21 protein-coding genes and 1 pseudogene are annotated in these 21,566 nt (G+C 30.3%); 16 read left to right on the top strand and 6 right to left on the bottom strand.

Annotation, left to right across the window (positions count from 1 at the left end):
* Positions 1 to 609, top strand: a pseudogene (locus BUA92_RS21595) (dihydroxy-acid dehydratase); the annotation flags it as partial.
* Between the two features lie 46 nt (positions 610 to 655).
* On the opposite strand, the gene BUA92_RS21600 reads toward BUA92_RS21595, so the two are convergent.
* Positions 656 to 880: a DUF2922 domain-containing protein gene (locus BUA92_RS21600; protein WP_073022711.1), complete on the bottom strand. Its 225-nt coding sequence runs from the start codon at positions 878 to 880 to the stop codon at positions 656 to 658.
* Between the two features lie 35 nt (positions 881 to 915).
* A complete protein-coding gene (locus tag BUA92_RS21605; protein WP_073022712.1) occupies positions 916 to 1,143 on the bottom strand; it encodes a DUF1659 domain-containing protein in 228 nt (75 codons plus the stop codon).
* A 434-nt stretch (positions 1,144 to 1,577) separates the two neighbouring features.
* On the opposite strand from BUA92_RS21605, the gene BUA92_RS21610 reads away from it, so the two are divergent.
* The 7 genes from BUA92_RS21610 (at position 1,578) to bglX (ending at position 9,625) form a co-directional block, all read left to right on the top strand.
* On the top strand, positions 1,578 to 1,982 hold the full coding sequence (locus BUA92_RS21610; protein WP_073022713.1) for a hypothetical protein: 405 nt from the start codon (positions 1,578 to 1,580) through the stop codon (positions 1,980 to 1,982).
* Between the two features lie 30 nt (positions 1,983 to 2,012).
* Positions 2,013 to 2,144: a hypothetical protein gene (locus BUA92_RS23795; protein WP_278335159.1), complete on the top strand. Its 132-nt coding sequence runs from the start codon at positions 2,013 to 2,015 to the stop codon at positions 2,142 to 2,144.
* 198 nt (positions 2,145 to 2,342) lie between these two features.
* Positions 2,343 to 5,096, top strand: a complete 2,754-nt coding sequence (locus BUA92_RS21615) for a sigma-54-dependent transcriptional regulator (protein ID WP_073022714.1) — start codon at positions 2,343 to 2,345, stop codon at positions 5,094 to 5,096.
* Positions 5,097 to 5,291: 195 nt separating this feature from the next.
* Positions 5,292 to 5,597 carry a PTS sugar transporter subunit IIB gene (locus tag BUA92_RS21620; protein WP_073022715.1) on the top strand — a complete coding sequence of 102 codons (306 nt, stop codon included), beginning with the start codon at positions 5,292 to 5,294 and terminating at the stop codon, positions 5,595 to 5,597.
* 55 nt (positions 5,598 to 5,652) lie between these two features.
* Positions 5,653 to 6,960, top strand: a complete 1,308-nt coding sequence (locus BUA92_RS21625; protein WP_083553626.1) for a PTS sugar transporter subunit IIC — start codon at positions 5,653 to 5,655, stop codon at positions 6,958 to 6,960.
* A 31-nt stretch (positions 6,961 to 6,991) separates the two neighbouring features.
* Positions 6,992 to 7,300, top strand: a complete 309-nt coding sequence (locus BUA92_RS21630; protein ID WP_073022716.1) for a PTS lactose/cellobiose transporter subunit IIA — start codon at positions 6,992 to 6,994, stop codon at positions 7,298 to 7,300.
* Between the two features lie 120 nt (positions 7,301 to 7,420).
* Positions 7,421 to 9,625 carry a beta-glucosidase BglX gene (gene bglX, locus BUA92_RS21635; RefSeq protein ID WP_073022717.1) on the top strand — a complete coding sequence of 735 codons (2,205 nt, stop codon included), beginning with the start codon at positions 7,421 to 7,423 and terminating at the stop codon, positions 9,623 to 9,625.
* A gap of 116 nt (positions 9,626 to 9,741) precedes the next feature.
* Here the strand turns inward: bglX and BUA92_RS21640 are convergent, their stop codons facing one another.
* Entirely contained in the window at positions 9,742 to 10,308 is a 567-nt protein-coding gene (locus tag BUA92_RS21640; RefSeq protein WP_073022718.1) for a chromate transporter, read from the bottom strand.
* A gap of 3 nt (positions 10,309 to 10,311) precedes the next feature.
* Positions 10,312 to 10,881: a chromate transporter gene (locus tag BUA92_RS21645; RefSeq protein ID WP_073022719.1), complete on the bottom strand. Its 570-nt coding sequence runs from the start codon at positions 10,879 to 10,881 to the stop codon at positions 10,312 to 10,314.
* Between the two features lie 109 nt (positions 10,882 to 10,990).
* Here BUA92_RS21645 and BUA92_RS21650 point away from each other — a divergent pair, with 109 nt between their 5' ends.
* Positions 10,991 to 11,860, top strand: coding sequence for a LysR family transcriptional regulator (locus tag BUA92_RS21650; protein ID WP_073022720.1), 870 nt, complete (start codon positions 10,991 to 10,993; stop codon positions 11,858 to 11,860).
* A gap of 109 nt (positions 11,861 to 11,969) precedes the next feature.
* On the opposite strand, the gene BUA92_RS21655 is transcribed toward BUA92_RS21650, so the two are convergent.
* Positions 11,970 to 12,797 (bottom strand): DegV family protein, encoded by an 828-nt coding sequence (locus BUA92_RS21655; RefSeq protein ID WP_073022721.1) that lies wholly within the window; start codon positions 12,795 to 12,797, stop codon positions 11,970 to 11,972.
* Between the two features lie 195 nt (positions 12,798 to 12,992).
* Here BUA92_RS21655 and BUA92_RS21660 point away from each other — a divergent pair, with 195 nt between their 5' ends.
* The 3 genes from BUA92_RS21660 to BUA92_RS21670 all read left to right on the top strand — a co-directional run bounded on the left by BUA92_RS21660 (position 12,993) and on the right by BUA92_RS21670 (position 16,135).
* Complete coding sequence (locus tag BUA92_RS21660; RefSeq protein WP_073022722.1) at positions 12,993 to 13,832, top strand: Cof-type HAD-IIB family hydrolase; 840 nt, start codon at positions 12,993 to 12,995, stop codon at positions 13,830 to 13,832.
* A gap of 64 nt (positions 13,833 to 13,896) precedes the next feature.
* A complete protein-coding gene (locus tag BUA92_RS21665) occupies positions 13,897 to 15,324 on the top strand; it encodes a 6-phospho-beta-glucosidase (protein WP_073022723.1) in 1,428 nt (475 codons plus the stop codon).
* 103 nt (positions 15,325 to 15,427) lie between these two features.
* Positions 15,428 to 16,135 (top strand): GntR family transcriptional regulator, encoded by a 708-nt coding sequence (locus BUA92_RS21670; protein WP_021803358.1) that lies wholly within the window; start codon positions 15,428 to 15,430, stop codon positions 16,133 to 16,135.
* A gap of 15 nt (positions 16,136 to 16,150) precedes the next feature.
* Here BUA92_RS21670 and BUA92_RS21675 read toward each other — a convergent pair whose 3' ends face one another.
* Positions 16,151 to 17,350 (bottom strand): enolase C-terminal domain-like protein, encoded by a 1,200-nt coding sequence (locus tag BUA92_RS21675; protein WP_073022724.1) that lies wholly within the window; start codon positions 17,348 to 17,350, stop codon positions 16,151 to 16,153.
* Between the two features lie 254 nt (positions 17,351 to 17,604).
* Between BUA92_RS21675 and BUA92_RS21680 the strand changes: the two genes are divergently transcribed.
* The 4 genes from BUA92_RS21680 (at position 17,605) to BUA92_RS21695 (ending at position 21,514) form a co-directional block, all read left to right on the top strand.
* Positions 17,605 to 18,960, top strand: coding sequence for a PTS transporter subunit EIIC (locus BUA92_RS21680; RefSeq protein WP_073022725.1), 1,356 nt, complete (start codon positions 17,605 to 17,607; stop codon positions 18,958 to 18,960).
* 86 nt (positions 18,961 to 19,046) lie between these two features.
* Positions 19,047 to 19,994 (top strand): sugar kinase, encoded by a 948-nt coding sequence (locus tag BUA92_RS21685; RefSeq protein WP_073022726.1) that lies wholly within the window; start codon positions 19,047 to 19,049, stop codon positions 19,992 to 19,994.
* A gap of 10 nt (positions 19,995 to 20,004) precedes the next feature.
* Complete coding sequence (locus BUA92_RS21690; RefSeq protein WP_073022727.1) at positions 20,005 to 20,625, top strand: bifunctional 4-hydroxy-2-oxoglutarate aldolase/2-dehydro-3-deoxy-phosphogluconate aldolase; 621 nt, start codon at positions 20,005 to 20,007, stop codon at positions 20,623 to 20,625.
* Positions 20,626 to 20,893: 268 nt separating this feature from the next.
* Positions 20,894 to 21,514, top strand: a complete 621-nt coding sequence (locus BUA92_RS21695; protein WP_242950230.1) for a GGDEF domain-containing protein — start codon at positions 20,894 to 20,896, stop codon at positions 21,512 to 21,514.
* Positions 21,515 to 21,566 lie beyond the last annotated feature (52 nt).

The following is a 21,566-nucleotide window of genomic DNA, read 5'->3' on the forward strand; positions in this document are numbered from 1 at the left end:
GCTGAAAGTCCAATAAGTGAAATAGGAGCAGTATCAGTACTTAAAGGAAACCTAGCACCAGAAGGATGCGTGGTTAAACACTCAAGTTTACCTAAAGGAATGAGAGATATAAAACTAAGTGCAAGAGCCTTTGACTCAGAAGAAGAAGCCTTTGAAGCAACTATAAATGGAGGCATAAAACCAGGAGATGCAATAATAATAAGATACGAAGGACCAAGAGGCTCCGGAATGCCAGAAATGTTCTATACAACAGAAGCCATAGCTTCAGACGAAAAACTAAACTCAACAGTAGCTCTTATAACAGATGGAAGATTCTCAGGAGCAACTAGAGGACCTGCTATAGGACACGTATCTCCAGAAGCGAGTAATGGAGGACCAATAGCTTTAGTTAAAGATGGAGATATAATCCACATAGATATAGAAAACAGAGGAATAAACATAGTAGGAATAAATGGACAAGAAAAAACAAAAGAAGAAATAGAGAAAATACTAAAAGAAAGAAAAGAGAAATGGACACCAAAACCTCCTAAATATACTAAAGGAGTACTTGGAATGTACACAAGTTTAGCCACTTCTGGTATGGAAGGTGGAGTAATTAAAATAAGATAAAGATAATAGTCAAAAAGGGTTCAGCGATTTGCTGAACCCTAAATTTTTAATCTAACTGAATATCGAAGTCTTTAGAATTCTTTTCAGTTAGCATAGCAGAATGAAAGGAAATTAATGGGCCGTTTTTGCTGGTGAATATATCAAGCTCTAATATCTTTTTAACTAAGGCAGTTACATCCTCATTACTTAGATCACTTTTAGCATCTGCAATAGTTATATTAGATTTGCTACCATTTTGAGTAATAAACGTAAGACTCAAAGAGTATTGCATATTCATCACCTCCTTCCCTTATTATTTTTTTCATTTTATTCAGTATCTGATAAAATGGAAAGCTCATCTAACAGATAATCTCCAGTTTCAGGAGCAAGAACTTTAGATATTGCTTCTGCAAGAGCATGAAGATCTCCATCAGTTGCATCAAGTTTTATATTAGAGAAGGACTTTTTCTTAAAAGTAGGAAGACCATTTTTATCAACACCTGACTGTATTTCAATAATTAAAGACTTTGTTTTTAAGTCTCTTATTATAGACATAGTGCTATCTCTCCTTTCGTTTAATTTTTTACTACTCTACACAATATGTAATGAAAGTATAAAAGGTGACTGTTATTGATGAATAAAGTCGGAATTCAAATAATATTCATATGGAAAATATAGTAAAATTAAAAATTAAGATTCGATTAATAAAAAGAAAAGTGATATCTGTATAGTTTAGATATTTTGTTTTTATAAATTACAAAAGAATCATAGGACTGTTCTTATTCAGAAACATTGGAACAGTGAAACAGTTTTATGTGGGAACAGCGGAACAGCGAAACAGCGAAACATTGGAACAGTGAAACACTGAAATGTGGGAGAAGAGGAACATAGAAACATAGAAACATAAGAACATAGGAACAGCGGAATGTTGGAATGTGTGAGCAGTGATATGAATAGAATATTAGTAAAAATTGCTTAGGAGAGAAATGATGAATAAAAGTGAAAAGGAAGTAAAGGGAAATATAGAAGAGCTAACACCTAAAAAGCAAGAATATGCGAAGGGTGCTATATGGACAGATGGGGAGGTGCTTAATGAAAAGGTAATAAAGGAATTTCATATAGAAGAGGAGTTAAAAAGTAGAGGTATTAGTACGATTTCTAGTACAGGGAATATAAAAATAGGAAGTAATAAAATGATAAGTAGAGTAATGAGTTTAGAAGAAAAGGAAGAGTTAGCTATTAGAAAGAGTTTTAGCATTAGAGAATCAACTGCTCAAATGTTAAATGAGCTTAAGTTCTTACATCCAAATGTAAATATAAGATTAAACGTATTAATAGATAGCGCTATAAGGCATTATCATGAGTATATAATAGAGCGGGGTGGATTCGAATAGTTAAAGATTTTATAGGGAGGAGAGGTATTAATGACTAGTGTAAGTAATAATAAAAGTAAAGAGGCAAGAATAAGGAAAAACTTTGTTATAAATGAATCCACAGCAAGAATTATTAGTGAACTTAAACTAATTCATCCAGATATTAATGTAATATATAAATAAAGTAAACTTTTTTGAAAGGATTCAGTATTCTGCTGAATCCTTAAATTTTAATATCATATTTAAGGCATTCATAAAATAATGACTCATAAAACATTAACTCATCTTCATTTAAGTATAAATTATGATATAATACATTAAACACATTAGATAGTTTATTAAGATAAAAAGTGTATAAGTGTTTAATGGGGAGTGATATTGATGAGTAAAAAATCAAATGAAGAATTAATATTAGAGGTTATTACTGAAACATGTAAAAAGCAAAAAAATAAAGGGTATGAAATAGGATGCACAACGAATTATATAGCAGATAAACTTGACATGCAGAGAGCAAATGTCAGCAGTATATTAAATAAATTATATAAAGAAGAAAAAATAGTTAAAACAAAAGGGAAGCCCGTTATATATTTGGTGGAATCTAAAATAGAGAAGGCAGAGAAAAGAGAGCTTCAAGAATCCTCTGGTCTTGATTTTTTAATAGGAAGTAGTGAGAGTTTATTAAAACCTATTCAACAGGCAAAAGCAGCAATTCTTTATCCACCTAAAGGACTTCACACACTTTTGCTAGGAGCTACTGGTGTAGGAAAGACAATGTTTGCAGAGTTGATGTATAAATTTGCAATTGATAATGAGGTGTTAATGGAAAACTCTCCTTTTGTGTCCTTTAACTGTGCAGACTATTCAAACAATCCCCAGCTCTTATTAGCACAATTATTTGGAGCTAAAAAAGGAAGTTATACTGGAGCAAATGAAGATAAGGAAGGGTTAGTTCAAAAAGCTAATAAAGGAATTTTATTTTTAGATGAAGTTCATAGACTGCCACCAGAGGGGCAAGAAATGTTTTTTTATCTTATGGATAAAGGACAATATAAACCTTTAGGGGAGACAGGTGAGTATAATAAAGCAGATGTAATTATAATTTGTGCTACTACGGAGAATAAGGATAGCAGCTTATTATCAACCTTTACTAGAAGAATACCCATGGTTATATCTCTCCCATCTTTAAGAGATAGAACAATGAAGGAAAGATTTTCTCTCTTAAGTGAGTTTTTTAAAATTGAAGCAGGTAAAACTAGCAAAGATATAAAGGTTACTTCAGAGGTTATTAAAAATTTAATGTTATATAATTGCGTAGGAAATATAGGGCAGCTTAAAAATGATATACAGTTAGTTTGTGCAAATGCATTTTTAAAGTGTGTAGTAAATGGTTCAAATTATATAAATGTTGATATTGACGAGTTACCTGAGTATATAAAAAAGGGGATTATAAACTATAAATTACACAAAAAAGAACTAGACGAAATTATCTCTGACAGCTTTATGTTTCACTTTACTATAGAAGGAAGTAAAAATAAGAGGGAACAAGAAGACAGTTCAATTGCAAACACCTTTTATGATTCTCTGGAAGAAAGAATTAGCACATTAAAGGCTAGAGGTTTAACAGAAGATGATATTAATTTAATTATGAGTATGGACATAGAAAAGTATTTTAAGAAATTTATATATAAATTTAATGAAAATATAAATAAGGAAGAGCTTTCTAAAGTAGTAGATGAAAAAGTAATAGAATTAGTTGAAGACTTTTTAAATCATGCTGGAAAAGAGCTTAAGAAGGTTTTCCCGCAGAAGATATTTTACGGATTATGTTTACACGTGGGATCTTCTATTGAAAGAATAAGATTAAACAAATTTGTAGAAAATCATAAGATTAAAGAAATAATAGAAAAATATCCAAAGGAATTTAGTGTATCTAATTATTTAGCAGATGCTTTGGAGAAAGAATATAGTATTTTAGTACCTAAGGATGAAATAGGGTTTATAACGATGTTTATAACTGATGAGTTTGTAAGTCAAAAAGAAAATAACGATGTTGTTGTAATACTTATAGCTATGCATGGAAATTCAACCGCCAGTTCCATGGCAGATGTAGTTAATAAATTAATTGGGGAAGAGAATACTTTTGGATTCGATATGCCTTTAGAGAAATCCACTAAAACTGCATATGAGGAGTTAAAAGAGTACATTCCATCTATAAATAAAGGTGGAGGAGTACTTATGCTAGCTGATATGGGCTCTTTAAGTATGTTTGGAGAACTTATAAGTCAAGAAACTGGAGTTAAGATAAAGAGTATAGATATGGTAACTACATTAATAGCATTGGAAGCTTCAAGAAAAGCTGCTATGGGTACAGATATTGATGATATATATAATGAAGTTATACATAAGAATTTGTTTAATATTTATTATAGCAATGATTATACAAAGCTAGATAAATCAAAGGAAAATGTTATAATAACCATGTGTTTAACAGGTGAAGGCAGTGCTATGAAACTTAAGAATATGGTTGAAGAACAGCTATATATAGATGATAAAAATATTCAAGTTATTCCAATGTCAATAAGTGATAAGGAAGATATGCACATTAGAGTTAAAAGGATTTTAAAAGAAAAAAATATAATAGCCATCATTGGAACAGTAAATCCTGAGTTACACGCTATCCCTTTTGTTTCTGCAAGTGAACTATTTTTAGATAAAGACTTTACTAAGCTAAAATCTATAATTAATGTTAGAAAAGATATTTCTTCAAATAGACAAAGCATAGAGGAAATATGCAATAAGATTATAGAAAATTTTAAGGATGATATTAAGTTATATGATTTGAATACCTTTAGAGATATATTAGTAGATTCACTAAAGAGAATAGAAGAAGTTTATTCAATAGAAATGGACTTAGATACTCTTGTGGGATTAAGTATGCATATGGTTTGTGCCTTAGAAAGAATTTTAGGGAGAGAAGAAGGGGTAACTTTTAGCAGAAAAGAGTCATTTAAGACTTTGTATGCTAAGGACTTAGAAAAGTTAAAATATTTACTTAGAAATATTGAAGAGAAATTTGAAATAATAATAAATGAAGATGAATTATGTTATATATACTCATTAATAAAAAGAGTATAATGTGTATGATATCTATTTATACACATTATAATTGATGTGTATAAATAGATTGATGTGTATAAAAAAATTTTAATTAATATATCTAAACCCGATAAAGCCTTACTTTATCGGGTTAATTTTTAGTTGTTATGTGTTTGGCATAGTAATTGCTAATAATAAAGGTGTAAGAAAATATAAATTAAGGAGGAACTTATTATGAGAATATTGTTAGTATGTGCAGCAGGTATGTCAACAAGCCTAGTAATGAAGAAAATTGTAAAAGCATTTGGTCCAGAAGAACAAGATTGGGAAATAAAAGCTGAACCAGTCGATTCATTAGAAACAGTAATAGATAATTATGATGTTATACTGCTTGGACCTCAAATAGGATATAAAAAAGCTCAGTTAGCTGAAATAGCTAGCATAAAAAATAAACCATTAGATGTGATAAATCCTATGGATTATGGCATGGGTAATGGAGAGAAGATATTAGCTCAAATAAAAACTATGATTAATAAATAAGTAAATTAAAGTACAAAAATAATATATGTAAAGATAGAATTTTGGAGGAATCATAATGAATAATTTTATGAAAAAACTTGAGAAATTTCTTAATAAGCATTTGATGCCTGTAGCAGATGCAATAAATAGTAATAAGGTTATGACTGCTATAAAAGATGGAATGATGGGAACATTACCAATTACTCTTTTTGCGTCAATAATACTTATATTAACTAACTTTCCTTTCTTAGATAAATATGCTCCAGCAACAGACTTATGGCTTAAAACTAAACTTATACCTGCATATCCAGTTACTATGGGTATTTTAGCAGTATTTATAATTTTTGCAGCAGCAAATAGTTATGCTAAATTAAAAAAGATAGAACCTTTATTTGGAATCATAGTAGCATTTGCATCCTTTTTAATAGTAACTCCACTATCTACTGTTACTGATGTAGTAGTAGATGGTCAAATAGTAAAAAATGCAGTTGTATCAGGAGTTATACCAACAGCTAATTTAGGTGCAAATGGTGTATTTACAGCATTATTTGTTACAGTAATATCCATATCAATTTATGCATATTTACAACATAAGAATTTTGTTATTAAAATGCCAGAATCAGTACCTGACAATGTTGCCAAACCTTTTTTATCAGTAATTCCTTTAGTGGGATCGTTATCATTCTTTTTATTAGTAAGAAACTTAATAGAGCTTACTTCATTTGGAACTCTTCAAAATGCGGTTTATACAATATTAACTAAGCCTTTATTAGGTTTTGGTAATAATATTTGGGTATTCTTATTTCTATTATTTTTGGCTCAGATTTTATGGTTCTTTGGAATACATGGTACAAATGTAACATTATCAATTTGGCAACCAATAGCAACAGTAGCAATGGTTGCAAACTTAGATGCATTTAATGCAGGTCAGCCATTACCATATCTTTTAACTGATGCATTTACAGTTTATACTGGTCAGGCTAAGTTATCAGAAATAGTTGCACTTGTAGCTTTAGGTAAATCTAAGCAGGCAAAAGCTATTGGAAAGGTTGCATTAATTCCGGCTTTATTCAATATACATGAACCTTTTGTATTTGGTCTTCCAGTTATGTTTAACACGACATTGTTTATACCTTGGATATTTGTAGAATTGATACAAACAGGTGTAGCATATGGATTAATGTTGTTAACTGGTGCGGTACCAATTATACAAGCACCTTGGACTACTCCACCTATACTTCAACAACTTATTGCAACTAATTTTAATCCATGGTCCGCATTAATACCTATTGCTACATTTACAGTTGGATTTGTATTATGGGCTCCATTTATTAAATTATTAGATAAACAATATTTAGAACAAGAGAAAGAAGAAATAGCTTAAAAATAGTACTAGACGTAGGAGGAAAATAGTAATGGATCAAGAATTAATTGCACTTAATTTAATATCAAACTCAGGACTTGCTAGATCTTTATCTTTTCAAGCTCTTCAAAAAGCTAGAGAAGGTAATATTGAGGAGGCGAGAGATTTACTTAAACAAGCAAGTGAAAGTTCTTTGCTTGCACATAATGCTCAAACTGAGTTGATACAAAAAGAATCTGATGGAGAATCTCCAGAGTATAGTGTTTTAATGGTGCATGCTCAGGATCATTTAATGACATCTTTATTAGCAAAGGATTTAATTCAAGAAATGATTTTAATGTATGAGAAATTTGATAAATAGTATAGGGTAAAAAGACAATATAAATTCACTTGCTTTAAGTGAATTTATATTGCTTTAGCTATTGAAATAAGGAATATAAATTTATAATACTAATTTAAATACATTTTATGAGGTGATAATATGGAAAAAGAAAAGGTGTTAGAGTTATTGAAGCAAATGACTTTAGAAGAAAAAATATATCAGCTTGTTCAGCTAGATGGATCTCTTTATAGTGAAAATGCAGCAGTTACTGGACCTAAAGCTAAATTAGGAATGAGTGATGATGTAATACGTAATATGGGGTCTATTTATAATGTGTTTGGTGCCGAAAAGTTAAAAAAAATACAAGACGAGCATTTAAAAAACAATAGAAATAAGATACCTCTTTTGGTTTGTGCTGATATAATTTATGGATATCAAACAGTTTTACCAATTCCTTTAGCTTTTGGAGGTTCTTGGAATACTAAACTTGTAAAAGAAGGAATAGAAATGGTGGCTAAGGAAGCTGCTGTAACAGGTATACATGGGGTTTTTTCTCCTATGGTGGATTTGGTTCGTGATCCTAGATGGGGAAGGGTTATGGAATCAACAGGAGAAGATTCGTATTTAAATAGTATATATGCAAAGATAGAAGTCGAAGGTTTTCAAGGCAATTTAGATAATGAACATGTTGCAAGCTGTGTAAAACACTTTGCTGCCTATGGAGCTCCAGAAGGCGGAAGAGAGTATAACACTGTGGATATGTCAGAAAGACAACTTAGACAAGAGTATCTACCATCATATAAGGCGGCTGTAGATGCAGGTTGTAAAATGGTGATGACATCATTTAATACAGTAGATGGAATACCAGCATCAGGTAATGAATGGCTTATGAGAAAACTATTAAGAGATGAGTGGGGATTTAAAGGAGTAACTGTTTCAGATTATGCTGCAATAAAAGAACTAATTTATCATGGAATTGCAGAAGATGATTTTATGGCAGCAAAGCTTGGAATTGAAGCAGGTGTAGATTTTGATATGAAAACATCTGTTTATTCAAATAATCTAAAAGAGTTAGTAGAAAAAAATGAGATAGATGTAAAGTTAATAGATGAAGCAGTATTACGCATATTAAATTTAAAAAATGAGTTAGGTTTATTTGAAAACCCATATAGAGGCGCAAGTGAAAGCTTAGAAAATGAAGTTATAGGTTCAGAGGAACATAAAAAAATAGCACTTAAACTAGCAGAAGAATCAATAGTTTTATTGAAAAATGATAATAGTGTATTACCACTACAAAAGGATAAAAAAATTGCATTGATTGGGCCTTATGCAGATGAAACATCCTTAGTTGGATTATGGGCTTTTTTTGCAGATAAAGCTAATATAAAAACTTTAAAGACTACAATGGAAGATAAAATAGGAGAAAACTTATTGTATTCTCAAGGTTGTGATATTTTAAGTGATTTATCTATGATAGAAGGATTTGGTTTCCTATCAAGCAAAGGACTTGAGAAAAGAGATTTTGAAAAAGATTTAGAAGAGTCATTAAAAGTTGCAGATGATGCAGAAGTAATTGTGCTTGCATTAGGAGAGCATACATTACAAAGTGGAGAAGCTGGAAGTAGAACTGAACTAAGCCTTGATAAAATGCAGCTAAAACTACTTGAAGAGCTAAGTAAGCTTAACAAACCTATTGTGTGTGTAATGTTTAATGGTAGACCTTTAGTTATAGATAATATATTAGATAAAGTTGATGGATTAGTTGAGGCCTGGTTCCCAGGAACAGAAGGAGCAGTAGCTCTTGCTAATATACTATTTGGAGAAGTTAATCCATCTGGAAAATTAACAATGAGTTTTCCAAGAAATGTTGGGCAAATTCCAGTACACTACAATGAATTTAAAACAGGAAGACCTTTTATTGGATCAGGACATGTAGGCAGATTTATATCTAAATACATAGATTCTTCTAACGAGCCTAGATATGAATTTGGATATGGATTATCGTATACAGATTTTGAGTATGATGAAATTAAATTAAGCAGCACTACATTAAAAAGTAATGAGTGCATTAAAGCCTCAGTGTTAGTTAAGAATGTAGGTCAGGTAAAAGGTAAAGAAGTTGTGCAGCTTTATATTCAAGATGTTATTGGGAGTGTAGTTAGGCCCGTAAAGGAATTAAAAGGTTTTGAAAAAATAGAACTTGAACCTAATGAAAGTAAAGAAGTAGAATTCATAATATCAGAAAAAGATCTAAAATTCTTTGGTAAAGATATGAATTTTGCAGCTGAAAAAGGCGAATTTAAAGTATTTATTGGGGCAAGTAGTAAAAATGTAAAAGAAAGCTCATTTAAATATTTAGGATAATGAAAAGTTATATAATTATTGAATAGAAATGATTACTAAAACACATTAGAAATTAATGTGATAATAAATAGTTGTCAGTATATAGTAGGGGAAAATAAATAGGAAACTTGAGACAGTTATTTATAAATAAAAAAGTAGAGAAATCTAATTAAACCACAACTTAGCATAATTAAAATTGGATTACATTTTGTTTTTCTTAAAGTTATCAAAGCTAATGAAAAAAGAATAATAGAAATAAAATCAATATCAGAAGGATTTAGAGATATATTTCCTTCTCCCCATATTGATAGTGTAAAAATAGATATACCAGCTGAAGCTATTAAGGCTATGATTAGTGGGCGAAGACTTTTAAGAATTCCTTGAACCATATCTACATGTTTATATTTAAAGTATAGCCAAGCTAATAAAGACATAATAATACATGATGGTAATACACATCCTAATGTTGCAATTATAGCTCCACTTAATCCAGCAACTCGTATTCCTACAAATGTTGATGAATTTATGGCTATAGGACCTGGTGTCATTTGAGAAATTGTAATTAAATCGGTAAATTCACTTTGTGTAAGCCAGTTATTATTATAAACTACTTGCGTTTGAATTAGGGGGATAACAGCATATCCACCTCCAAAGCTAAATAGACCTATTTTAAAAAAACTCCAAAAAAGATTAAATAGAATCATAAATTATTTTTTCTCCCTACATTTAGTGTTTAAATAAGTTTTCAATGCTCCAATTGCTATACATATAATAAGTAGATAAATTACACTAATTTTAAAGAAATGAGATAATATAAAGGTTATAATCATTAGTAATATAGATAGTTTTTCCTTCTCTTTAAAGATATCTTGTCCCATATTGATAACAACATCAATAATGACAGCAGCAACACCAGCCTGCATTCCATCTAGTATAGTTGAAACAATCACGTTTTGGCTAAAAGATTTATAAAATAAAGAAATAGTAGATAAAATTAAAAGTGGTGGTAAAACAGTTCCGAATATAGTTATTAATGCACCTAGTACGCCACAAACCCGATAACCTATTAAGATGGAGGAATTTACTGCTACAGAACCCGGTGCTGATTGAGCTATTGCAACTAAATTTAGAAGTTCGTCTTTTTCAATCCATTTTAAATCATCTGAGAATTTTTTTTTCATCAAAGGTATAATAACAAATCCACCACCGAAAGTTACTGCGCTTAAATAAAAAGTTGAAGTGAACAGTATTATATAGGTATTAATATTTTTACGCATAAAGCATCCCTCCGCAATATAAATTCTACTACTTGAATGTTCATATGTAAAATAATATAATAATATAAATATCATAAGAAAAAATTATATTATTTAAGGTGGAATATGTATGACATTAAGGCATATGAAAATTTTCGTTGCAGTATGTGAATGTAAAAGCGTTACTGCAGCTGCAAAAAAGCTCTTTATAACTCAACCTGCAGCAAGTCTCGCAATTACGGAACTAGAAGCTTATTATGGGGTAAGGTTATTTGATAGAATTTCAAAAAGATTACATATAACTGAAATGGGTAAACAATTACTTTCTTATGCAACACATATAGTCTCTTTGTTTGATGAAGCAGAAAAAAGTATTAGAAACTTAGATAGTATTGGAATTTTGAGAGTAGGAACGAGTATAACTATTGGAAATTATCTACTCCCTAACTTTGTGAAAAAGTTTCAAGATACTCATAGAAATATAAAAATTAATGCTATAATTGATAATTCAAAGAGTATTGAAGATTTAGTATTAAGCAATGAAATTGATTTAGGACTAATAGAGGGATTCTCTCATAGTGAATATATTGAAAGTAAGATTTTTATGACAGATAGAATGGTTCTTATATGCTCACCTGATCATCATTGGTCTAAAGTAAAAGAAATAGAAATATCTGATTTAAATAATTCAGAATTTATTTTAAGAGAAAATGGAAGCGCTGGTCGAGAAATAATAGATAATATTTTTGAAATGCATGGAATAAATATAAATCAAAGATGGCAAAGCCTAAGTACACAAGCTATAATAAAAGCGGTTAGCAAAAATTTAGGTATATCTGCATTACCATATCTTTTAGTTAAGGAAAACTTAGATAGGGGAGAGGTAGTAGAGGTAGCAATAAAAAATATAACATTGATACAAAACTTTTCAATTATTAGTCATAAAAATAAATTTTTAACTAATTCTGCAAAAGATTTTATGGCGCTTTTCTTGAACTAATAAGTATGGGTGGTTTTAAAATTTTATAGTTTTTAAGTTTGGATAATTTACGTTAAAAATAGAGTGTCGACTTTGTCGACACTCTTAAATAGTAATAAATTTAATTCAGTTAATACGCGATTACTATTCCGCCATTATCAGCATAGACAGTACTTAATCCACTAGCTTCAAATATAATAATATCTTTAAATGGATATCTACTTTCTATAACTGCTTTAAGCTCAGTGGCTTTTTCTAATGCATGTACGTGTGTTATAGCTAAAACTGTATTTTTAAAGTCAATAGGAGCCTCACCTATAATATCTACAAGTCTTGAGAAAGCTTTTTTCTTTCCTCTAACTTTTTCTTTTAAAACTATTTCACCTTCACCATTTTCACCCATAATAGGAACTATATTAAGTAGGTTTCCTATTATAGCTTGATAATTGCTTATTCTTCCGTTTTTAGCTAGATTATCTAAAGAGTTAAGCACAAATAAAGTCTTTAATTGAGATATGTAGCTATTAACTTTTTCCACTATATCTAGAGAACTAAGGTTTTGAGCCAATAATTCTTTTACCTTTAGTGCAACTAAAGATTCTCCAGCACAAGCAGATTTTGAATCAAAAACATGAACCTCACTTCCTGGTTCCATTTCCTCAAACATGTCTTTTGCTGCTATTGCACTATTGTGAGATCCACTTAGCTTTGATGATATAGTAACAACATAATTTTCAGCATTTTTTTTAAAACTTTCAAAAAAGTCATTAGGTGAAGGACATGCTGTTAAGATTCTATTTTTAGTTTCTTTCATCTTTGACAATAAGTCAGAAGTATCTAAGTTTTTGTCTATTATATCGTTACCATCAATTGTAACTATAAAAGGAATTCTCTTTATTTCTGTATCGTCCCCAAGGACTTCATTATTAAAATCTACACAACTATCTGTTATTAACATATTTTCTCCTTAATCTATAATTATTAATTGTTAACTTATAATTAGTATTCTTATCTATATTATGTGTAAAATTAGAAAGAAAATCAAGGCTTATGGCATAGAAATTTCTTTTTACAAAAATAGAAAGTCTTAATGATTAATATTAGGTTATAATAAAAAAGTAACTGTGAATATTTAAATAGGGGGATTTAGAGAATGAAATACAAATTATTAGCTATTGATATGGATGGTACTTTTTTAGATGCCGAACATAAGCCGCTAGAAGCAAATTATATTGCAATAAAGAAAGCTGCTGAATTGGGAATAAAGGTTGTAATATGCTCAGGAAGAATTCCAGCAGCACTTAAATTATTTACAGATGATATGCCTAAGAATCAACCTATTATAGCAGGTAATGGAAGTATAGTGTACGATGGTGATTTAAATGAGATTTATAAAGAATACATAGATCCAGACACTGTAGGTGATATTATTTCAATGCTAAGAAATGAATATGACCATGTATATTATCATGTTATGGATCCATATGTTGTGTATTCAGAAGGTATTGGAAGAATAGTACAAGATTTTTTATTTAAATTAAATCTATCGCTTCCTAGAAAACATAGAATGGAATTTCGTCTAGTTCCAGACTTAGTAACCTATATTGATGAACATAGGGTGAAAGCTTTAAAAATAGAGATTCATGAAGATGATAATAATCTATTTAATGAAATAAGAAGAAGAATTGAAACTATACCAAATGTGGAAGTAGTGACTTCTGGCTTTGGTTCATTAGAAATAGTTAGGAAAGGAATTAATAAAGGTAAAGCTCTTGAAGTATTAGCAAAACACTATGGATATTCTTTAGAGGAATGTATAGCTGTTGGTAATGATGAAAATGATGTTGAGATGATACAAGAGGCTGGACTTGGGATAGCTGTTAAAAATTCTAATCCAAAGGCTAAAGCGGTTGCAGATTATATAACAGAAAATGATAATGATAACAATGCAGTTGCAGAAGTTGTGGAAAAGTTCATACTTAATGTGGATTAAAATAAATTAATAATTTTTGAAATAAAAGTGTATCTAAATATGTTTAACGAAGGGAGAAATTTAAATGAGCAGATTACCAGAAGGATTTTTATGGGGAGGAGCTACGGCTGCTAACCAATTAGAAGGTGCATACTTAGAAGGTGGAAAGGGATTATCCACAGTTGATGTAGTTCCAGCAGGAAAAGATCGTTTCCCTGTGGCACTTGGAAAAATGAAGATGTTTGAATGTGATGAAGATCATTATTATCCAAGTCATGAGGCAATTGATTTTTATCATAATTATAAAGAAGATATAGCACTATTTGGGGAAATGGGTTTTAAAACTTTTAGACTATCTCTTGCTTGGTCACGTATATTTCCAAATGGAGATGATGAGACACCAAATGAGGAAGGTTTAAAGTTTTATGAGGATATATTTGATGAATGTCTAAAGTATGGTATAGAGCCATTAGTAACAATTACTCATTTTGATGTACCTATGAACTTAGTTAAGACAGTTGGTTCATGGAGAAGTCGTAAAATGGTAGGATATTATGAAAGATTATGCACTACTATTTTTACGCGTTATAAAGATAAGGTTAAATACTGGCTAACATTTAATGAAATAAATATGTTATTACATTTACCTTTTATGGGAGCAGGACTTGTGTTTGAAGAAGGTGATGATGTTGAAGCTATAAAATATCAAGCTGCACACCATCAATTAATAGCAAGTGCAAAAGCAACTAAGATTGCTCATGAAATAAATCCAAACTTTAAAGTTGGTTGTATGTTAGCTGCTGGAAATACTTATGCCAATACATGTGCACCAGAAGATGTATGGAAGTCAATGGAGAAGGATAGAGAAAATTATTTCTTTATTGATGTTCAATCTCGTGGAGAATATCCTAACTATGCTAAAAAAATGCTAGAGAAGCTTAATATTAATATAAAGATGGAAGAAGGAGATCTTGAGCTTTTAAAGGAAAATACAGTTGATTTTATTTCCTTTAGTTATTATTCTTCAAGATTAACTAGTGCAGATCCTAAGATAAATGCACAAACAGAAGGAAATGTATTCGCAACTTTAAAGAATCCACATTTAAAAGCAAGCGAATGGGGATGGCAAATTGATCCATTAGGCCTTAGAATAACTATGAATGCTATGTATGATAGATATCAAAAACCTCTATTTATTGTGGAAAATGGATTAGGAGCTGTGGATAATGTAGATGAAAATGGATATGTAGAAGATGATTATAGAATAGAATATCTAAGAGAACACATAAAAGCTATGAAAGATGCAGTAAATGAAGATGGTGTTGAACTTATGGGATACACTCCATGGGGATGTATAGACCTTGTAAGTGCATCTACTGGTGAAATGAAAAAGAGATATGGATTTATCTATGTAGATAAAGATAATGAAGGAAATGGAACCTTAAAGAGATCTAAAAAGAAGAGTTTCAATTGGTATAAAAAAGTCATTGAATCTAACGGAGAGATTTTATAATAAAAACTTTAAAGAGGATGATTTCTGTATTGAACAGGAATCATCTTTTTTGCTATAATTATGAGCAATTCATAAAATTCATATATTTTAGGAGAATACTAAAATGAATAAGAGAGAGTTTATTGTACATGATTTACTTAGTAAGATTTATCAAGATCAGTTTGTAACAAAAAAACTTCCTACGGAAAGAGAATTAGCAATACAGTATAATGTTTCGAGATATACAATTCATGAGGCTATTAATAGATTGAGGAACATGGGAATTGTTAAGGTTGTGCAAGGATCAGGTATTTTTATAGGAAAAAATATTAAAACTAGTCCATTAGTTTATAATTCTCTGACAGAAACTCACTATTCTAAGATAACGTCAAAAGTTATTTCTTTTGAGAAACAGTTACCCACTAAAGAATTTCAACAGATTTTTGATATAAAGGCTAGTGATGAGATATGGTCTTTTTGCCGTCTTAGAATAATTAATTATCAGATAATGCAGATCGAATATTCTAAATTACCAGTGCACTTATTTCCTAATTTATCTAAGGGCGATATTGAAAAATCAATTCAATCCTATGTAAAAAAGCAAAAATTACAGATTTCTCATTATTTTAATACATACGAGTCTATTCTTCTAGATAAGGAGCAGGCAGAGCTTTTACAGCAAAAAAAGAAAACACCCGCTATGAAAATTTCTAGTAGGGGAATCCTAGCAGAAGGAAAAGTTTTCGTAGCGAGTGAAAATATTGCTTTAGATTATAAATGCACATATATAACAGCTTTTAATAAAGAACATCATTCCTTAAGGCAGCTATAAAGCTGTCTTAATTTTTTAAGGAGTCATAATTGATCCATCAGGAATTCTTGCTTGAGTCCATTCATGCATTCTATATTCTATAGGGAATTCTAATGCTTTTTCTTCATTAAAATCTACACCTATTCCAGGAGCTTCTATAGGATATATGTATCCCTTTCTTGCTTCAACTATGTTTGAGAATACACTTCTTGTGTTTGGATTTATTGGAATATTCTCTTGAATAGCTGCACTATAAAGATGGATATTTAAGTGAGTGTTAACAGCTATTCCTATTGGGGTAATATCTGAAGGTGTATGCCATGCAATTCTTATTCCAAAAGATTCACATAATGCACCTAATTTTAAAGCTGGTGTAATTCCGCCGATTTGAGAAACATGACACCTTAAAAAGTCTATTTTTCTTTCTGCAATTAGATGTTTCCATTCCATTGGGTTATTAAATAATTCACCACTAGCAATTGGTGTTGATGTTTGCGTGCGTATTTGTCCTAACCATTCATTTTGGTCTGGGGCTAAAATATCCTCTATGAAATATGGTTTGAACTTTTCAACATCTTTAGCAAATTGAACAGCTTGATTTGGGAAAAGTCTTTCATGAATATCGTGAAGTATGTGGAACTTATTCCCGTACTTTTCTCTTAATAAAGAAAACATATTTAAAGTCGTATCAATATAATCATCTTGGTCATAATAAGAACCAGGAGTAGGGTTTTCGGGACAGTGGAGATTAGTAGGATTACCACCATAAAAACCTAGCTGACAGCGAATATGTTTATAACCTTCAGCTAATATAGAGTCCACTTCTTTATATAAATCATCAATGTTATCAGCTACAGCATGTGTATATGCTGGAATAGCATCTCTTGATTTTCCACCAAAAAGTTGATATAAAGGCATGTTTGCAAGTTTGCCTTTTATATCCCATAATGCCATATCAACACCTGAGACTGCATTGTTAGTTACTGGCCCATTTCTCCAATAAGAATTAACCATCATCATATGCCATAAGTCTTCGATATTATTTGCATCTTTTCCAATTAGTATAGGTCTAAGATATTCTTCTACCATAAGCTTAACAACTTTTGGTCTTTGTTGAAAAGTTGCACAGCCATAGCCAGTTATCCCTTTATCTGTAGTAACCTTAACTACTACTAAATTGTGTCTATCTGGTTTTAAAGTAAAACATTCCACATTTGCAATAATTGTTGGTGTCATTAAAATTCCTCTTTTCATTATTACTTTAATACTATTGAAACATGTCTTAGAAGGTAAAGTCAATTTGGTTTGATAAAATCAGTGCTATTTAAAATAAACCATACCAATTAATGTATAAGTTCCTTGTTAAGCCTTGTTTTATAAGGCTTTAAAGAAAAAATAATGATTTTTTGGACTGATTTATTTTTAAAATTAATTGTGCTATCATTCATCTTGTAAACGAAATTATAAAAATATGAATAGGAGAATGCTTAATGGAAAAAGAACAAATTATAAACGCAATTATTTCTAATGTTGGCGGAAAAGAAAATATTATTAATTCATGGCATTGTATGACACGTCTTAGATTTGACCTTAAGGATAAAAACAAGGTTAACTTAGAAGAAATTAAAAAGTTAGACGGAGTGGTAGGTGCTCAATTTAATAAAGACCAATTTCAAATTGTAATTGGTACTAAAGTTAATGAGTACTATAACATTTTAGCTAATAAACTAGGTGTGTCTGCAAATGAAAAAAATTCTGATAATGAACCAAAGGTGAAAAAGGATTTAGTTACAGCATTTATGAACACTGTATCTGGAGTTTTTGGACCAATTGTTCCAGCCATTGCAGGAGCAGGTATGATTAAAGGTCTTATAGCAGGACTTGTAGCACTTAAAATAATTTCTGGTACTACACCTACTGTTCAAATCATTGATATGATGGCTAGTGGAGTGTTTACATTTTTACCATTCTTCTTAGCAGCTTCAGCAGCAAAAATGTTTAAAACAAATCAATATTTGGGAATTGCAATAGCTTCGACAGTAATGTTCCCAACTATGGTGGAAGCTGCAAAAGCTAAAGAAATAGCAGCATTTTATTTTATGGGAATAATACCAATTCCAGTTTTCAATTATACAGGAACAGTTATACCAATTATTTTCTCTGTTTTAGTAATGAGTTATGTTCATAGGTATGTTGATAAATATATGCCTTCTGTTTTAAAAACTGTTGTAACCCCTACATTAACATTATTTATTTCAGGATTTTTAGCTTTATCTGTAATAGGACCAATAGGTATTCATTTAGGTAATTTCTTAGCTTGGATAGTTCAAGGTTTATTTGCAATTTCACCAGTATTAGCAGGTATTGTAGTTGGAGCAATTCGTCCAATAGCAATTATGACTGGTATGCATCATGCTATGACACCAATTGCTCTTCAAAACTTTGCAACTCAAGGATATGATATGTTAATGCCGATGATGTTTATGGCCAACCTATCTATAGTTGGAGCAACTCTAGCAGTTTACTTTAAGGTAAGAAATAATAATGAAAAGTCAGTTATTGTTTCAGCTGGTATATCAGGGCTTTTAGGAATTACTGAGCCTGCTTTATTCGGAGTTTTAGCTAAATACAAAAAAGCATTTTTAGCTGCAACAATAGGAAGCTCCATATCCTCTGCATTTATAAGCTTCTTTGGAGTTAGGTTATATGGATATATTTTATCAAGTGTGTTCAGTATTCCAGCTTATATAGGACCATACTTTATATATGCTGTTTTAGGAATGATAATAGCTTTAGCTTCATCTTTTGCATTAAGTTATATGTTTATGAAAAAGATAGAAGAATAATAGACAAGTAATATAGTGAACTAAAGAGTGTCAATTTTATTGGCACTCTTTAGTTAGTATTATAAGAGAAAAAGGAGGAAGTCATTTTGGATATTATAACAATAGGTGATGGAATGGTAGCAATGTGTCCTGAGAAAAAAGGACCAATAATATTTACAAATACCTTTGAGAAAAAGGTTGGAGGGGCAGAGCTAAATGTAGCAATAGGATGTGCTAGATTAGGGTTAAAATCAGGATGGATAAGTAGCCTTGGTAATGATGATTTTGGGAAATTTATATTAAGAAGTGTAAGAGCCGATAATGTAGATACTTCAGAGGTTAAACTTGTAGATGGACATCCAACCTCTGTGTATTTTAGAGAGGTTTTATCAGATGGCTCAAGCAGATCCTTTTATTATAGAGAAAATTCCCCTACAAGTACTATGAAACCAGAAGATTTAAATGAAGAATACTTTAAAAAGAGTAAAGTTTTGCATATAACAGGGGTTTTTCCTTCAATATTAAAAAACAATCAAAATATAATTTTAGAAGCTATAAGGTTAGCTAAAAAAAATGGACTATTAATATCTTTTGATCCAAACATAAGGTTGAAAATGTGGACAAAAGAAGAAGCAAAGGAATTTATAAACTCAATTTTACCTCATGTTGATATACTTTTAGTAGGAGATGAAGAAGTAGAACTTTTGTTAGAAACTAGAGATTTAGAGGCGGCTATAAAGAGGTTTTATAGCTATGGAATATCTAAAGTGGTAATAAAAAGAGGAGCTAAAGGGGCTATGGGATATGAGGGAAAAGAGATATTTTATATTGATGGAATAGCACCAAAAGCTTTAGTGGATACAGTTGGAGCTGGAGATGGATTCGCAGCAGGATTCTTAACTTCAACAATAAAGGGCGAATCTTTTGAGGATAGTATAAGATTCGGAAATGCAGTAGGCTCTTTGGTAGTAGGAGTTGAAGGTGATAATGAAGGACTACCATATTACGAAGATGTTCTTGTTCACCTAGGAAAAAATAAAAAGGTAGAACGTTAAGGAGGAAGATATGTTTAATAAAATATATGAAACTTTAATAGGAAATAAAGTGGTTGCAGTAGTAAGAACTAATAGCTATGAAGAAGCAAAAGAAATAAGTGAAGGTGCTATTTTAGGCGGATTTAAGGTAATAGAGATTACTATGAGTGTACCAGATGCCCCAAAGCTTATAGGAGAATTAAAAGAAAAATACAATGATTTATGTATAGGAGCAGGAACTGTTTTATCTAAAAATGAAGTAGATGAATGTATAAAAAATAAAGCTGACTTTATAGTATCTCCATGTTTTGATGAGGAAATAATAGAATACTGCAAAGAGAAAAAGACTTTAATAATACCTGGACTTATGACCATGTCAGAGGTAAATAAAGCAAGAAAACTTGGTTTAGAGTTTATAAAAGTATTCCCGGGAAATGTTGTTGGAAAAGCTTTTGTTGGTGCTGTGAAATCAATCTTCCCTGACCTTAAAGTAATGCCTACAGGCGGGGTTAATAAGGAAAACATAAATGAATGGTTTAAGGCTGGAGCTAACTGCACTGGAATAGGCAGTGATTTAAATAAAGCATATAAGGTTAATGGATTTGATGGAGTAAAGAATTATTGTGAGGGTGTTATAGAAGAAATTAAATAAGTTGAAGCTATGATAGATTTACATGGATGATTACATAATCAAGATGATAAATTCTTAACATAATAGTTAATGAATAATATTATAATGTAATATATAATATTTAGTATATTAATATTTTAGGAGAATTATCATGTTTGAGTTTCGAAAGTTATTGATATTTTTGGCCGTAGCCATACTGCTTTTCTATATGATTAAATTATTATACTTCACTAATAAAAAATGGCCTCTTAAATCATACACCTTCCTTATATTAATAGGAGGATTAGCTTTGCTAACAGTTGCAACCTTTGCTGATTTTATAGGAAGTATTTTTGATTATGAGTTTATTAGTAATATAAGAAAAGCTGGATTTACTTTAGGCGGAATTATCTACATAATAGGAGTAATATTATGGAGTAATTTCACTAAAACAATGATGAATAAATTAGAAAAGTCAGCTATGACAGATCATATGACTGGTATTTTAAATAGAAATGGAATCGAAAAGATATATGATTCTGTCGCAAGAGAGAAAAATCCTTTTTTTGTTATAGTATGTGATTTAGATGGAACCAAGATGGTTAATGATACATATGGGCATATAGAAGGAGATTATTATATAGATGAAAGCACTAAGATAATAGCTAATGTGGTTGGATTAAGAGGTCATGTATCTAGAATTGGTGGGGATGAGTTTGTAATTCTTTTATCATATACAACTATAGATGCTTTAAATGATATGATTAAAAATATAAAAAAGAAGGTAAGCGATATTTATTCTAACAAAAATCTTGGAATTAGTGTTGGTTATTCAATTTTTCCTAGAGATGGGAAATATCTTACTGATTTAATTAAAGTAGCAGATAAAAATATGTACGAGGATAAAAAAAGCTTAATAGATGTTAAGTGATTTTAATGGTACTTTTACAAAAAAAGAAATTTATAAAAGAAAAATTGATATA

Origin of the sequence: Clostridium intestinale DSM 6191 (genome assembly GCF_900130055.1) — a bacterium.
Taxonomy (GTDB): Bacteria; Bacillota; Clostridia; order Clostridiales; family Clostridiaceae; genus Clostridium_T; species Clostridium_T intestinale.